Source organism: Amycolatopsis sp. GM8 (genome assembly GCF_021653975.1).
Lineage (GTDB): Bacteria > Actinomycetota > Actinomycetes > Mycobacteriales > Pseudonocardiaceae > Amycolatopsis_E.
In genome coordinates this window covers 507065-520426 of sequence record NZ_JAJKFK010000002.1, presented here as the reverse complement: position 1 = coordinate 520426, position 13362 = coordinate 507065, and the positions used below count along the sequence as shown (strand labels likewise).

The window sequence follows — 13362 nt, the reverse complement described above, 5'->3', positions numbered from 1 at the left end:
GGGCTACCCTGCACCTACGGGAAGCGTGGCAGAGCGGCCGAATGCACTCGCCTTGAAAGCGAGCGTTGGGAAACCAACCGGGGGTTCAAATCCCTCCGCTTCCGCTCTTTTGATCAGAGCGTATGCCGGGCGAAGCATCTTCGGGTGAGCCTGCGGGCGTGCCCTGGTCTCATTTGCCGCTCCCGCCCACCTGGTCTGCGATTGAGCGCCGCGGTGCGTCGTGACGTGCTGGTATCGCTTGGGGAGCTGTACGCCGACCTGCGAGCATGGGTCGCCGAGCGGCGCGTCGGCATCCACGAACGAAGAGCCGGCCATTTCCTCGCCTCCCTCACCCTTGCCGCCACGATCACCACGTCGGACCCAGTCGTATTTTTTGAAATACCGAAGAGAGAGGAATCTATTGACAGGGGTGGAATAAATCCGTATCTTTATAACTTCGATGGACAATTCGAGGCCGTCATTGGCAATGAGACCGCGAATTCGACTCCGGTTCATGCTCCATTCGAAGCTGAGAGGAAGTGCGCAGAAAGTGAGCACGACCCGACTTCTCAAGGCTGACATCGACGACATCGATTTTTCGGTCGACGACATGACCGATCTGCCGGCCCGGGTGGCCCGTATGCGGGCAGTGGAGCCGGCCACCTGGGTCCGTTTCGCCGGCGAGCCCGCGCTGCACCTCAATACTTACGATCTCGTCAAGGCCGGCTTCCGCGACGAGGTGAACATTCCTGGTCACGGCTTCTACGAAGAGACGCAGCAACCGGCGATGGGATGGACGGTGCAAAGCTTGTCGGGCAAGGCGCACCATACGGCCCGAGGATTGCAGTCGCCATTCTTTCGGCGGAGCCTTCTACCATCGTATATTGCGTCGTTGTTCGAACCGGTGGCTCACGAGTTGATCGACAAGTTCATCGACGACGGTGAAGCAGATTTGGTTGCCGAGTTCACCAAGCAGTACCCGCCGCGCGTCATTATGCGGTTGCTCGATCTTGAGGTGTCGGCGGACGTCAACTGGTCACAGCTGGCATGGGAGATGATCCAGTACGGCCACAACCCGGACGTGGCGGAGGCCGCGATCGCGGAGTTCGACCGGCGCATCGGCCCCATTCTCGAAGAGCGGCGCCGACATCCCGGCAATGACCTCATTTCCGCCTTGCTCGCGGCGGAGGTCGACGGGGAACGCATGAGCGACGACGAAGTGTTCTCGTTCGTCCGGCTCATGTTCCCGGCAGGATCCGACACCACCCTGCTCGGTCTGGGTAACACCTTGCTCGCCTTGCTGACCCATCCCGAAGCGATGGACCGGACCGTGGCGGACCCTGAGCACGAGATCCCGTGGGCAGTCGAGGAAGGACTGCGCTGGCAACCGTCGGTGGCCCATCTACCACGCCGAAGCGTGTCTGACGACATCGAGTGGAACGGCATCCCGATCCCAGGGGGAACGATGGTGCTGTTGAGCGTTCTCAGCGCCAACCGGGATCCAGCCCAGTTCTCAGACCCCGATCGCTTTGATCTGGAACGGCATTCGCAACGGACCCTCACCTTCGGACTCGCGACCCATCACTGCCTCGGGGAGCATTTTGCTCGCGCCGAGATGAGTATCGCCTTGCGAACACTCCTCGACCGCCTCCCGAATCTGCGCCTCTCCGCCCCGGAGCAGGCACCTCTGGTCCACGGCTCGGTCCTGCGCGGCCCGGACCGCCTGCCTGTCACGTTTGGCTAGGGCTAGTTCGGATTCTCAAACCTCCGATAGTGATGTGTGATTACTGCACGTCAATTCGAATGAAAAGGTCGCGTTCATCACCGGTGTCGCGCTCGTCCGCGCCGGCGCCCGCTTCGCTCAAGGATCCTGATCCACGGATATGGCCCACGTTGAAGCGACCGTCGGGCAGCCGACCGGGGGGCAAATCCTCCGCTTCCGCTGAGCCGAGACCTTCGTGGCCTTGTTCGAACCCTGCTGTCGTAGAGCGCTCCTCGGCGTTGAGTGAGCGCCGTCCACCGCCCGGGCACATCCATCCGGGTGGCGGACGGCTGGCACCTCCGCTGCGGGCAGGCAAGGCCCGCGAACCCAGTCAGCGCAGTTCGTTCAGCAGCACGTCATCGGACGCTCGACGCCATTCCTCCCAGCCGTTGTAGCTCTTACCTTCGCTGAGCAGGGCGCACGCCTTCGATAGCGATTCCGCCACTCGTCCATCGGGCAATCGAACGCATCCGTCGGCGAGCACGGTCGCTTGGTGCGTTTGACCAGCCCTCTTGCGGTGCCATACAAGCTTGTCGCCAGCTGACAGGGCGCCGGACCGGAGCTGCGGCAGGAGTCCTCCCGTCCTGCTGGTCTTCGCCGCGTCGGTCAGGCCCAAGATCTTGCGCAGCACTGAGTCCGGCGTGTCCACGAAAGCTTCTGCCCGGCGCTTGAGTTCGCTGAAGACCTCGTCCGAGATGCGGATAGTCGGCATCATCCTTGACTCCTGGTTTCCTGTGGCAGTGTTACAGGATAGAGGATACATGTGGTGGTCCATTCCGCAAGCCCCTCCGGGGCAGGGCGTGCAGGCCTCCGACCGCCGGGCGGGGCCTCGAAAGACCTCCCGCAGGTCAGCTTGAGGCAATCGAGGCCATCAACGTCGACTGCGTTGCGGGGCTGAGCGCTTGACTTCGAGCGCGCTGGAGGTCAAGCGTCTCGGCATGAGTGATGGGGTGATTCAGCGGCCGCAAGCGTTACTGGACAACAGTGCGAAGCATGCGGGGGCACATCTGCGCTCGACATTCCAGATGCCGGATCACACTCTTACCGCAGGGCGGCTCATTCGCTATCTGGACAAGCCGGGTCGGTTGCGCTGGCGACGGTCTCGGCGCGGAGCGAACGGCTAGAGACACCTGTGGACGCGGTATTCTTTGACGCTGCGCTCCACATTCCTACGGTTTCCACCGCGGCCCGGACCAATCATCTCGCGCACCAACCCGCAGTGAGCCTCACGCGTTGGATCGGTGCTCAGCTGTAGGCCGCCTGAGTGCTGCCGTTGGCGCTGAGCCACGTGATGTTGCCGCCCTGGAAGTTGTTGCGGCGGCCGCCGGGGACGCCGAATTCGTCGCTCGTCGGGTAGCGGAGGCGGCTGGTTTCCCAGCCCAGCGAAGCCCACGTGTCGCGGATCGCGCCGTAGATCGACCACGCGCCCGTGCCAGGGGTCCAGTAGATCGACGCCGAGCCGGTGAAGTGGTTGTACCGGCCGACGCCGTCCGGCGTCACCGACTCGTCCGTGGTGGGGTAGCCGAGGCCGGTTTCCCAGCCGAGCGCCGACCACTTCGACCGGATCGCGCCCTGGATCGAGTGGGCACCGGTGCCGGGGGTCCAGTAGATGGATGCCCCGGCGGCCAAGCTGAAGTGGTTGTACCGCCCTACGCCGTCCGGGGTGCCGTTCTCGTCGGTGGTCGGGTATCCGATGCTCCGTTCCCAGCCCATCGACGCCCACTTCGACCGGATCGCGCCCTGGATCGAGTGCGCGCCGGTGCCGGGCGTCCAATAAATCGACGCCCCGGCGGCAAGGCTGAAGTGGTTGTACCGGCCCGTGCCGTCCGGCGTCACCGACTCATCGGTGATGGGGTAGCCCAGCCCGGTTTCCCAGCCGAGTGACGCCCACTTCGACCGGATCGCGCCTTGGATCGAATGGGCGCCGGTGTTGGGCGTCCAATAGATCGACGCCGAGCCGGACGACGACGAGAAGTGGTTGTACCGCCCGACCCCGTCCGGCGTCCCCGACTCGTCGGTGGTGGGGTAGCCGAGGGCCTGGGCGCCGCCGAGGGCGAGCCACTTGGTGCGGATCTGGCCCTGGACGCTGTGCGTTCCGGTGGCGGGCGAGTAGTAGAGCGACGTGCCGCCGAAATCGGCGTGCTGGCCGCCGTCGGAGGTGGTCGTGGTGTCGCTGGTCGGGAAGCCGAGGCTGCCGCCGGGCCCACCCAGTTGCTGGTACCGGGTGAGGACGGCGCCGGTGACGGCGTACGCGCCGGTGTCGGGGCTGTAGTAGATGATGCCGTTCTGGTAGTTCTGCGCCCAGCCCGAGGCGATCGGGTATTCGCCGCCGGTGGCGTTGCCCAGACTCGACGCGCTGCCGCCAAACGCGGTGTAGTGCGCCTGGATCTGGTCAGCCGTGCCGGCGATCGTGAAGGCGGCGACGTCGGCCGCGGTGCCGTTGAAGACATCCTGGTCGCCGGGGAAGGTGCCGGACGTGGCCCACTGGAAGAACGTGTACGCGCTCCACGAGGCCGGTATGCCCGGCGGGCCGCCGGCGTCGGAGCTGCTCGGCGCAATCCACAGTGGATCGTTGCCGAAGCCGGCGTCGTTGCCGGTGCAGTTGGACCACCAGCCGTTGGTGGTGTAGATCGCCGGCCAGCGGTTGGTGCGGGCGTGGATCGTGTTCGCGAAATCGCTGATCCAGGCGGTCATCTGAGCGGCGTTCAGGTTGTAGCACCAGCCGGCCCAGTCCGCGGTGCCGTACGGGTTGTACTCGATGTCCAGCACCGGCGGGAGGGTGTGTCCGTCGGCGACCCAGCCGCCGCCGTGCGCGAGGAAGAACGTGGCCTGCGCGGCGCCGCTGGAGTCGCTGGGTAGCGCGAAGTGGTAGGCGCCGCGCGCCAGGCCCGCGTTGGCCGAGTTCGCGTAGTTCGCGGTGAACTGCGGGTCGGTGTAGTCGGTGCCCTCGGTGGCCTTCATGTAGACGAACTTGGCGCCGCTCGCGACGGCCCCGGTCCAGTCCACGTTGCCCTGGTAGTGCGAGACGTCGAAGCCCGGCGTGCCGGCCGGCGCCGCCGCGACGGCCAGTGACCGGGCGGTGGTCTCGTGCGCGTGCACCGTCGAGCCCATGTAGTCGGTGTCCGGATGCCTCGGACCTTGTGCCGCCAAGGCGTTTCCGCCCGAGCCGACCGCCAGGCCCGCCACCACCACCGACACCGCCGCGAGCGCTCGCAACCGCACGACAAACCTCCCCAAAACCCCCAGCAAACCCGAGCACCGACCGTCTCGGCGAACGCACGATAAACCGCCGATCGCCGGTTGCGAAAGGAGATCGGCGCAATACTACAAATGTTTCCCGGCGCTGAATGGTCGGAAATTCCCGAACAAGTCACGGGTCCGAGTCGACCGCTGAATGAGACTTCGCGGCACGCCAGAGCAATGCGACGCCGTGCCCCGGAAGCAGCCACGAACGCAACTCCACGGACGTCAGTTCTTCCGCGGGGAGCCACGAGTTCGCGACGCTGCTGGCTCGGAAGCAGAACGGCATCGCGATGAACTCCCAGGCGCCAGAACCGTCGAAGTCCAGCTCACGGGCGTCGATGCCGATGTGATCGACATAGCAGGGATAGGGAGCCAGCCAATAGCAAGCTCCCTCGTCGATCCTTTCCAGCGTTGCCTGGCGAACACTCAGACGCTCGACAGACGCGATCGGTGGGCCGTCATCGTGGCAGATAACGAGACCATTCCTGGAACTTGACCTCCTCCAGGGAAAGCTCGCGGAACCCGACGGAGTGAAAAGGGACGGGTTGCGAACACGATGAAATGGCTGGCTTCGACGTTCCTGCGAAAGCGATAGGTGATGGTGTTGCGCAGGCGGTACACCTCCTGGCTCACGGCGCTCAGCCGCAGCTCCACCTCTGTTCGCGTGCTGATCGTCGAGAGATCGCCGCCGAGGATTCCGGCCACGACATCCCGATTGGCTTCGTTCGTGCCGTAGACCGAGCTCAAGAAGGATTCGATCACCTGGTGCGGGGGCATCGAACCGACGATGGCGGGGCCGTGAGTTTGGCGAGTTCCGTTGCCAGCCGCCGATGGATGAAGTGCTTGTAGGTGAACATCGCGACCGCGATCAGGCCGAGTGGGAGCCAGAGTTGGGTGAGGGCCTGATATCCGATTCGCTGCCAATCCGAGGCCGGCTGCCAGACCAGGACTCCGGCGAACGCGGCGATCGACAGGGCGCCCAGCACGATGGCGCCCCGGCTGGTCATGGCCCGCCGCCTCGGCGCCAGAACAGGACGACGCCGTGGCCCGGCAACAACCAGGAGCGTACTTCCAGGTCCGGCAGGTCCTCGGCCTTCAACCACCGGGTCGGGGCGGTGTTCGACCTGAATGTGAACGGCGCGATGTTGAACTGGAAGTCACCGGCGCCGTCGATGTCCAGTTCTTTCACCGAGAACGTGACGCGGTCGACGTAACACGGATACGGCGCCTGCCAGTAACAGAATCCTTCGTCGATGCGTTGCAGCGAAGTCGCGCGCACGGAAAGGCGTTCGATGGCACCGACATTCTGGTGATCGCCGGCGATATCGCTCAGGTCGCATTCGAAGATCCGCAGATCACCGAGATGTTCCCGCGGGCTCTGCCGGGCCAGCGCCCCCATGTCCTCGCGGAAGAACGACAGATAGTCCGGCCAGTTCTGGAACTTCACCTCGCGCAGCCGCATCTTGCTCGACTCCGCGACGTGGTGCTGGCGGTCGTGGTCCAGGTACTCGATGCCCAGCCGCACCGACGGCAGCATGTCGTCCACCGAGCTCTGGAACAGCTCACTGTCCGGCACGAACCACAGCTCGAACAGCGGCAGCTGGCAACCCGAACTGATGGAGTCGCGCAGCAGGGCGTTACAGGTGGCGAAGATGATGAACCGGTCGACCTGGACGTTCTTCTTGAAGCTGTACGTCACGGCGAGCGTGAAGTGGTACAGCTCGTGATCGACCGCCCGCAGCTCGACGTTCACGCCGGTGTGCGTGCTGATCGTCAGATCCCCGCCGAGCGGCCGCCGGCCCTCACCGCCCAGCACGCCGGTCATCACATCCCGGTTCGCGTCGTTCTTTCCGTAGATCGACTCCAGGAACACTTCCATGACCTGCTGGGGGAGCAGCGACTCGACGATCCGCGGGCCGGCGATCCGCGCCAGCTCACCGGAGATCCACCGCCGCAGGAACAGTTCGTACGCGCCGAGCGCGCCGCCCGCGAGCAGCAGCACCGGGAAAGTCAGCTCCAGCAACCGCTGGACGGCCGTGGGCCAGCCGGGACGAGGCGTCCACACCACCACCACGGACAACGAGGCCGCGCCCAGGAACACGAGCAACAGCGCGGCCGCCCGCGCACGCCGCCGGTGCTCGGGCAGTCGCGCGTCATCGGCGGACCACTCGCGTTCCCCAGCCTTCACTGCCTCTCCGCCCCGTCTACGACAATCGTCTGCGGAAAGGGGAGGAACGCGATAGACCCGATCGGCTTACTGTGTCGTTCGTTACACTCCGGCGGGTCAGTGGGTCAGCGCTTGTGCCAGCGCGGCTCGTCCTCCTCGGAGTCGTACACGTACGTGCTGAGCGTGGCCCGCTCGTCGACGGGCTCCCCGGTCTGGTTGGCGACGTCGTTGTACAGCCCCAGCAGGTGCGTCGTCATCGAGACCCGCGCGCCACCCTCGTCGCGCCGCTTGAGGAACCACGCCACCTGGTTGTGCTCCGATGCCGACCGGTTCTGCAGCTCGACCGTGCCGTAGCTGTTCCGGCGGAACCCGCGCAGCTTCGGCACCAGCGTCCGGTACAGCTGCTCCAGCAACTCGTTGTGGCTCGCCCGGATGACCGCCGCGTGGAACTCCTCGTCGGTCCGCAGCAACTCTTCCTTGTCATCGTGCGGCGCCGTCTGGTGGTCCTTCGCGCGCTTGGTGATCTCGTCGATCTCGCCGTCGTCGGCGCGCAGCGCGGCCAGGCTCGCGGCGGTCGCCTCGAGCGCGATGCGCACCTCGATCAGATCCGCCTCGCTGGCCCGGTTGTCCAGCACCAGCACATCGTCCTGGCCGGTGACCTCCGTGGACCGGACGTACCAGCCACGGCCGCGCATGACCTCGACGATTCCCTGCAGCTGCAACCGTTGCAGCGCGGTCCGCAGCGAGCTTCTCGCGACCGCCATCCGCTGGGCGAGCTCGGGTTCGGTGGGCAGCCGGTCGCCGGCTTTGAACCGGCCACTCTCGATCAACTGGCGGAGCTTGTCCTCGATGAGCTCAGGCAGTGGTTTGCGAGTGTCCGGGGAGAGCGACCAGCTCTCGTCATCCATGATCGGCCTTCTCCACCTCTGACGGGCCCCGAGCAACTCGTCCGAGCCTAGCAAGGACAGACAGCAGACGCAAGTTGTCTGTCGACAAGTTGTTACTTGACAGACAACCGACATCTTGTGGATGCTAATTCCACCGAGGTGAGTCGGACAAGACCCGGTGCTCGGCTCGTCGCCTCGGTTCTCATCGAAGGAGGTGTCATGGTGAGCTCGCAAAACCTGCTGATTGTCATCTTCCTGGTAGCAATGGGCGTGACTCTGATCGGGTGGCGCACAGTACTGGTGATGACCCTGACGGCCGGCGTGACCCTGGCCGTGCTCGGTCTGGTCGAGATCGTCTCCTTGTTCGGAGCGGTGACCTGACGGTGCGATGAGTATGCGCCGAAGGCTCGTGGTCTGATCTGTTGTCAGACAGCGATGCCTTCGGCGGAGGCGGATGGGCGGCCAGTTGGCCCGGCGAGTAGCTTGACGCCGTTCCTTGAGGTCGTTCCTCCTGACCGGGAAGCCGCGCGGATGAATCTCAGATCTGACTGGCCGGACGCCACCGCGGTGCACGCGGCGCTCGCCCCTGCGGACGAGCTGCTGTCCGAGCGCCGTGCGCTGTATCAACTGGCGGCCGAGTTGTTCTGGCGCGGTGCACCGAAACTGCCGGAAAGCCGGCTCGACAACCCCCTGTTCCGCTTCCGCGTCGGCGAAGCACTGGCCGATCGCATCCCGTTCGACTCCACCGCGGACGACGATCTGGACGACGTCGTCACCGAAGTCGGCGGGCAGCTGAAGATCGCTTCCGGCGCCGGCGCCAACGACCGGCTCGCCGACACGCTTCGCGTGGTCCACAGTCAAAGCGGGGCCCCCGGCACGCCGCCCCGGCTGCTTACGCAGGTCGACGGCGAGTCCTTCCGCGAAGCCATCGACATCGTCGAAGCGGGGTTGGCCCGCTTCCGCGAAGTCAGTCCCGCGCTCGCTCGCGACCTGCTGCCGCATACCGCGCTGCTCGTCATCCTGGACCCGGCGACGTCCAACGGCTTGGTCTCCGCGTCGTCACGGCTCTTCCCCGGGTTGATCCTGATCGACAAGCCGACCTGTCCGTACGACGTCGCGGAAGCACTGGTGCACGAGGGGGCACACCAGAAGTTCTTCGACCTTGCGATCACCCGGGACTTCCTGGGCTCCGAGGTTGACGACCGGGTGTTCAGCCCTTCCTGGTCGACGGCGCGCTGGCCACTCGAACAGGTTGTCGCGGCCTTCCATGCCTACGCGTTGCTGGCCCAGTTCGCCGAGAGTGTCACCGCTTCCGGTGAAATCGGGCAGGTCGGGCCGAGCTCGCTCCTGCCGTTCGCGCGCGAGCGCGAGACCGAGATCGGCCGGTGGCTGCTCGGCGCCGAAGAGTCGCTGGAAAGCGACGCACGGTGGTTGCTCCGGACACTTCTGCGTGCAGACAATGCCGCCATCCGAACAGAGGAATCAAAAAATTCTGTTCTCGATGGACGATATGCATTGAAACCTTTCGTCAGGATGGCCCGAATGGCCACCGGCCGGATGCTGCTTGCCAGTCCTGGACATCCGCCCCAGCTGGTTTGGCTCAACCGCAACGCCGCCGAGGTCGTGGAGCAGTTCGGCGAGGAGCCGTTGTCGATGAGCGCGCTGGGTCCGGAAAAGGTGAAAATTCTCAACGGTCTCGTCGCGTCGGAACTCGCTTATCGGGTGGGTGAGCCGCGTTGAGGTACGGTTGACGAGAGGACTAAGATTCGCTCGACATCGACGACGGCACCGTCCAAACAAGACGGTGCCGTAAGCCATTTTGAAAGGACACTGATGGCAGCGCAGTGGGACCCCCGGCGGAGATCCAGCACCTCCACGGGCGAGCCGGTGGTGGCGGTACCCCACGGCGGCAGCGTTTCGGAGCAGGTCGCTCTCGGTGGCCGGCCCTACGGCCAGCCCCTCACCCGCGTTGACTTCTTCCGGCGGATGCCCGCAGGCGGCACCGCCTACCTCAAGCCGACCGACTCCGAAGACTGATTCGCCGGCGCGGCAGCACACGTTGCCGCGCCTCCGGGGTAGCTCAGGCTGCTCGGCGCTGACACGCCTTCGCCGCTGCCCGCAGTGTCTACCCGGGGGACAACCCCCGGACCCCCGGCACCTTCAAAGTGCCCCTGCCGCCATCGCCTCACAGCTGCGCAGGACGACCGCCGCGGCCCGCCGTTCGCCGGTGCTGAAGCCCGCGGTCTCCGCCAGGGAACGCCACCGCTGCATCGCGTCGAAGATCGTGCGTTCGATGTCCGCACCGTCCGAGCCCAGCCGCTCCGCGATCCCCGCGCCGTTGCCGCCCACCAGCCGCACCGCCTCGGCGTTCAGCTCCGGTGAAAGCGCCACCCGGCCCGTGCGCAGGTCCGCCAGCAGCCGCAGCTCACGAAACTCGTGCGCGCTGGCCAGGGTCCGCTCCAGCTCACCGGCGAGCGCCGCCGCGGCCGGGTGCGGTTCCATCCGCAGCACCACCTCCAGGCCCAGCAACGCCGACCGCGCCTTCAGCACCGCCTGCCGTTCGGTGAAGTACTGGTCGATGGTGTCCCGCAGCTCCGCCAGCCCGCTGCGCGGAATGAGCTGCGCCGCGAGCGCCGGCTGGGTCTGCGCGCCACGCCGGATCAGGGTCACCGCGAGCCGCACGCCGAACATCCCGAACCGCTCCAGCAACAGGGCCCGTTTCCCGGCGTCCTGGGACAGGAACCGGTCGGTGGACATCAGATACGGCTCCAGCTCCGCGCGCGGCACCCGCGCCAGGTCGACCAAGGCCTCGAACTCGTCCGGGCGCAGGGTCCGGCCCGCTGACGCGAGCAGCCCCGCCACCGGCACCACGTCCTGGCACAACCCCTGCAACTCGGGCTCGCGGCGGTAGCGCCGGGCGATCTGCCGCGCCGAGATCAGCGCGTCCACCCGGCCGGCGCCGAGCTCGTCCGCGCGGGAGAGCACCACCACCGAGTTCACCGCGGACGCCCGCGCGATCGGATGGTCCTGCAGGGTGTGCAGGAACCCGAGGTCCGCGTTCTCCGGATGCCGCACCAGGAACAGCACGGCATCCGCCTCCATGCAGATGCCCTCGACCGTGCCGGGCGCGGCATCGGCGTCGATCGCGGGTGTGTCGATCAGCGTCAGCTCACCCTGCGACCGGCTCGGCGCGACCCGGAACCAGCGCATCCCGTCGCCGTCCCCGGCCAGCTCCTGCCCGGCGATCGCGCTCACCATCGTCGACTTGCCGGTCTGCTTCGCGCCGACGACGGCGAGCCGCAGCGGATCGGAGAACCGGTCCAGATGCCGTCGCAGCCAGCCGATCGCGCGCGGGCTGTCCTGATACGCGTCGAGGGCCTGTTCGAGCATCCTCCGCGTGCGCAGCGCCAGGTTCACGCCGTGAGCCCCCGCAGCGCCGGCCGCGCCCGCACCCCGCCGACCGACTGCGCGCGTTGCTGCAGCAAGGCCAGTTCTTCGATCGCGCGGCGGATCTCGTGTGCGCGCGCGTTGCGTTGCGCGGCATCGGTGTCGATGATGCGCTTCAGCGTCTTCGCGGACTCGGTGATCTCGCCCCGCAGCTCGTCCGCGACCCCGGTCAGCCGGTCCCGCAGCGCGCGGTGGATCTGCCGGGCGGTGTCCTTGCTGTGCTTGCCGTACGTGAGAAAGAAGTCGTCGACGTACCGGTGCGCCGCGTTCTTCGCCGTGGCCTGCCGCCGTTTCAGCCGGTTCCCGCGCTCCTCGAACACGCTCTTCGCGCCGAACGCGGCACCCGCGCCCAGCGAGATCGGGTTGATCAGGGGCAGGCCGGCGATCGTCGTCGCCAGACCGAACATCAGCAAACCGCTGTAGGACCCGCGCATGCCCACGAACAACTTCTGTCCCACACCGAACTTCTCGACACGCGGCATCTTCAGCTCGCCGACCGCATCGGTGGGGACCTCGCGCGGCAGCGTCTCCGGCACCGCGTCCGGCCGGTGCGGCGACACCTGCCGGCCCATCTTGCGGGCGACCCACTCGAAGCGGTCCAGCAGCCACTCGGAGTTCGTCTCCGCGACCACCGTCAGGTTCTCGCGCAGCCAGTCCTCGAACTCCGGCCAGGCGCGGGCCGGGTCGGCGGCGTCGAAGTAGTCGTCGACCTCGACCAGGATCCGGCGCGTCCGGTCACGCAGGTCGAACTCGACGTCCGACAGCAGGTCCGCGACCTCGTCGGAGAGCAGGGTCTGCCAGCGCGCGGCGTCGCGTTGCAGCCGTTCCAGCCGCCGGCCCTCGTTGTGCCAGCGCGCGACCGTCTCATCGTTTTCGGACTGCTGCGTCTCGGCGAACTCCTCCTGTAGCGGACCCACCAGCGACTCGACGGTCAGCCCGGTCAGCACCGCGACCGAGCGCCGCGCCAGCAGATCCGCCTGACCCAGCAAATCCTTGTGCAGGAAGCGAATCAGCTCACCGAACCCGGACTCCTCGTTGAGCGACTTGTCACCGGTGCGGGCCGCGGCGAGCCGCAGCGTCGCCGATACGGGGAGCACGGTGGCCAGCAACCCGTCCTCCGCCAGCCGCGCCCGCAGCCGCTCGGCCACGCCGCGCCAGCCCGGCACGAGGTCGATCTTGGTCAGCGCCACGATGATCGTCGGGCACAGCCGGGCGACTTGTTCGAGGAGACGGAGCTCGCTCGCGGACAGGTCCGTGGTCGCGTCGGTGGCCATCAGTACGGCGTCGGCCGACATCTCCTCCACGGTCTCCAGCGCGGCGACCGCCGGGGTGTCGACGATCGCGAGACCGCCGGCGAGCAGCGCGCGAGGCAGGCCGATTTCGGTGCGCACCACGGGCACGCCGGTGACCGACCGGGCCTCGCGGTTGGCCTCGGTGGTCACGGCCTCGACGGCGATGGGGGTGCGCGCGGCCCCCTCGATCGCGAGCCGGCCACCGGTCACCACGGTCGCGGTCGGCGTTTCGGCATGCTCGATGACGGCGGGCACGACCGTGGTCCGGTCATCCCCGACCGCGCACACCGGGGCGTTCAGCAACGCGTTGATCAGCTGACTCTTGCCCTGCCCCGACTCGCCGATGACCACCATGCGCAGCTTCGGGTCCAGCAGTCTGGATCTGCGCGCGCTCAACCGTTCCACCAGGTCGGGACGCCGGTGCGCGGCGCAGGCGCGGACGGTGTCGTCCAGCACTTCGAGCCAGGGTGGTGCCATCACGGGCAGCAGTGTGCCCTGTGCGGTCACGAAAAGGAAACGGCGGGGGTCCATCCGAAGATGAACCCCCGCCGTTCACGACCGGCGAGCGGTGTTCTCACCCCAGAG

General features: G+C 66.8%; 13 protein-coding genes and 1 tRNA gene. 6 read left to right on the top strand and 8 right to left on the bottom strand.

Features of this window, described 5'->3' with window-relative positions; all coding sequences use genetic code 11:
- The first annotated feature begins 19 nt into the window (after positions 1–19).
- The 3 genes from LOZ83_RS09840 to LOZ83_RS40375 all read left to right on the top strand — a co-directional run bounded on the left by LOZ83_RS09840 (position 20) and on the right by LOZ83_RS40375 (position 1723).
- Positions 20–104: transfer RNA gene (locus LOZ83_RS09840), tRNA-Ser, on the top strand.
- Positions 105–201: 97 nt separating this feature from the next.
- Positions 202–558, top strand: coding sequence for a hypothetical protein (locus LOZ83_RS09835; RefSeq protein ID WP_236790054.1), 357 nt, complete (start codon positions 202–204; stop codon positions 556–558).
- The gene (locus tag LOZ83_RS40375; protein WP_236790053.1) at positions 530–1723 is read left to right on the top strand and encodes a cytochrome P450; all 1194 of its coding nucleotides are present in this window, start codon (positions 530–532) and stop codon (positions 1721–1723) included. The genes LOZ83_RS09835 and LOZ83_RS40375 overlap by 29 nt, the downstream gene beginning before the upstream one ends.
- Positions 1724–2072: 349 nt before the next feature.
- Here LOZ83_RS40375 and LOZ83_RS09825 read toward each other — a convergent pair whose 3' ends face one another.
- The 6 genes from LOZ83_RS09825 to LOZ83_RS09800 form a co-directional block, all read right to left on the bottom strand.
- Positions 2073–2456, bottom strand: coding sequence for a hypothetical protein (locus tag LOZ83_RS09825; RefSeq protein WP_236790050.1), 384 nt, complete (start codon positions 2454–2456; stop codon positions 2073–2075).
- Positions 2457–2986: 530 nt separating this feature from the next.
- On the bottom strand, positions 2987–4852 hold the full coding sequence (locus LOZ83_RS09820) for a GH25 family lysozyme (RefSeq protein ID WP_236790749.1): 1866 nt from the start codon (positions 4850–4852) through the stop codon (positions 2987–2989).
- Between the two features lie 558 nt (positions 4853–5410).
- The gene (locus tag LOZ83_RS09815; RefSeq protein ID WP_236790047.1) at positions 5411–5761 is read right to left on the bottom strand and encodes a hypothetical protein; all 351 of its coding nucleotides are present in this window, start codon (positions 5759–5761) and stop codon (positions 5411–5413) included.
- Positions 5743–5991, bottom strand: coding sequence for a hypothetical protein (locus LOZ83_RS09810; RefSeq protein ID WP_236790046.1), 249 nt, complete (start codon positions 5989–5991; stop codon positions 5743–5745). The genes LOZ83_RS09815 and LOZ83_RS09810 overlap by 19 nt, the downstream gene beginning before the upstream one ends.
- Positions 5988–7172, bottom strand: coding sequence for a hypothetical protein (locus LOZ83_RS09805; RefSeq protein ID WP_236790044.1), 1185 nt, complete (start codon positions 7170–7172; stop codon positions 5988–5990). Before LOZ83_RS09805 ends, LOZ83_RS09810 begins: the two co-directional genes overlap by 4 nt.
- A 104-nt stretch (positions 7173–7276) precedes the next feature.
- Entirely contained in the window at positions 7277–8059 is a 783-nt protein-coding gene (locus tag LOZ83_RS09800; RefSeq protein WP_236790043.1) for a FadR/GntR family transcriptional regulator, read from the bottom strand.
- 198 nt (positions 8060–8257) lie between these two features.
- Here LOZ83_RS09800 and LOZ83_RS09795 point away from each other — a divergent pair, with 198 nt between their 5' ends.
- The 3 genes from LOZ83_RS09795 (at position 8258) to LOZ83_RS09785 (ending at position 10075) form a co-directional block, all read left to right on the top strand.
- Positions 8258–8419, top strand: a complete 162-nt coding sequence (locus tag LOZ83_RS09795) for a hypothetical protein (protein WP_236790042.1) — start codon at positions 8258–8260, stop codon at positions 8417–8419.
- Between the two features lie 102 nt (positions 8420–8521).
- On the top strand, positions 8522–9778 hold the full coding sequence (locus LOZ83_RS09790) for an HEXXH motif-containing putative peptide modification protein (RefSeq protein WP_236790041.1): 1257 nt from the start codon (positions 8522–8524) through the stop codon (positions 9776–9778).
- A gap of 93 nt (positions 9779–9871) precedes the next feature.
- Complete coding sequence (locus LOZ83_RS09785; protein WP_236790040.1) at positions 9872–10075, top strand: hypothetical protein; 204 nt, start codon at positions 9872–9874, stop codon at positions 10073–10075.
- Positions 10076–10198: 123 nt separating this feature from the next.
- Here LOZ83_RS09785 and LOZ83_RS09780 read toward each other — a convergent pair whose 3' ends face one another.
- Complete coding sequence (locus LOZ83_RS09780; protein ID WP_236790039.1) at positions 10199–11455, bottom strand: hypothetical protein; 1257 nt, start codon at positions 11453–11455, stop codon at positions 10199–10201.
- Positions 11452–13257, bottom strand: a complete 1806-nt coding sequence (locus tag LOZ83_RS09775; protein ID WP_236790037.1) for a dynamin family protein — start codon at positions 13255–13257, stop codon at positions 11452–11454. The genes LOZ83_RS09780 and LOZ83_RS09775 overlap by 4 nt, the downstream gene beginning before the upstream one ends.
- Positions 13258–13362: the final 105 nt, after the last annotated feature.

Bases quoted from the DNA above. Each gene is read 5' to 3' on its own strand.
- LOZ83_RS09825 (WP_236790050.1), bottom strand. From the start codon at position 2,456: ATGATGCCGACTATCCGCATCTCGGACGAGGTCTTCAGCGAACTCAAG.
- LOZ83_RS09820 (WP_236790749.1), bottom strand. From the start codon at position 4,852: ATGGGCTCGACGGTGCACGCGCACGAGACCACCGCCCGGTCACTGGCC.
- LOZ83_RS09815 (WP_236790047.1), bottom strand. From the start codon at position 5,761: ATGCCCCCGCACCAGGTGATCGAATCCTTCTTGAGCTCGGTCTACGGC.
- LOZ83_RS09810 (WP_236790046.1), bottom strand. From the start codon at position 5,991: ATGACCAGCCGGGGCGCCATCGTGCTGGGCGCCCTGTCGATCGCCGCG.
- LOZ83_RS09800 (WP_236790043.1), bottom strand. From the start codon at position 8,059: ATGGATGACGAGAGCTGGTCGCTCTCCCCGGACACTCGCAAACCACTG.
- LOZ83_RS09795 (WP_236790042.1), top strand. From the start codon at position 8,258: ATGGTGAGCTCGCAAAACCTGCTGATTGTCATCTTCCTGGTAGCAATG.
- LOZ83_RS09785 (WP_236790040.1), top strand. From the start codon at position 9,872: ATGGCAGCGCAGTGGGACCCCCGGCGGAGATCCAGCACCTCCACGGGC.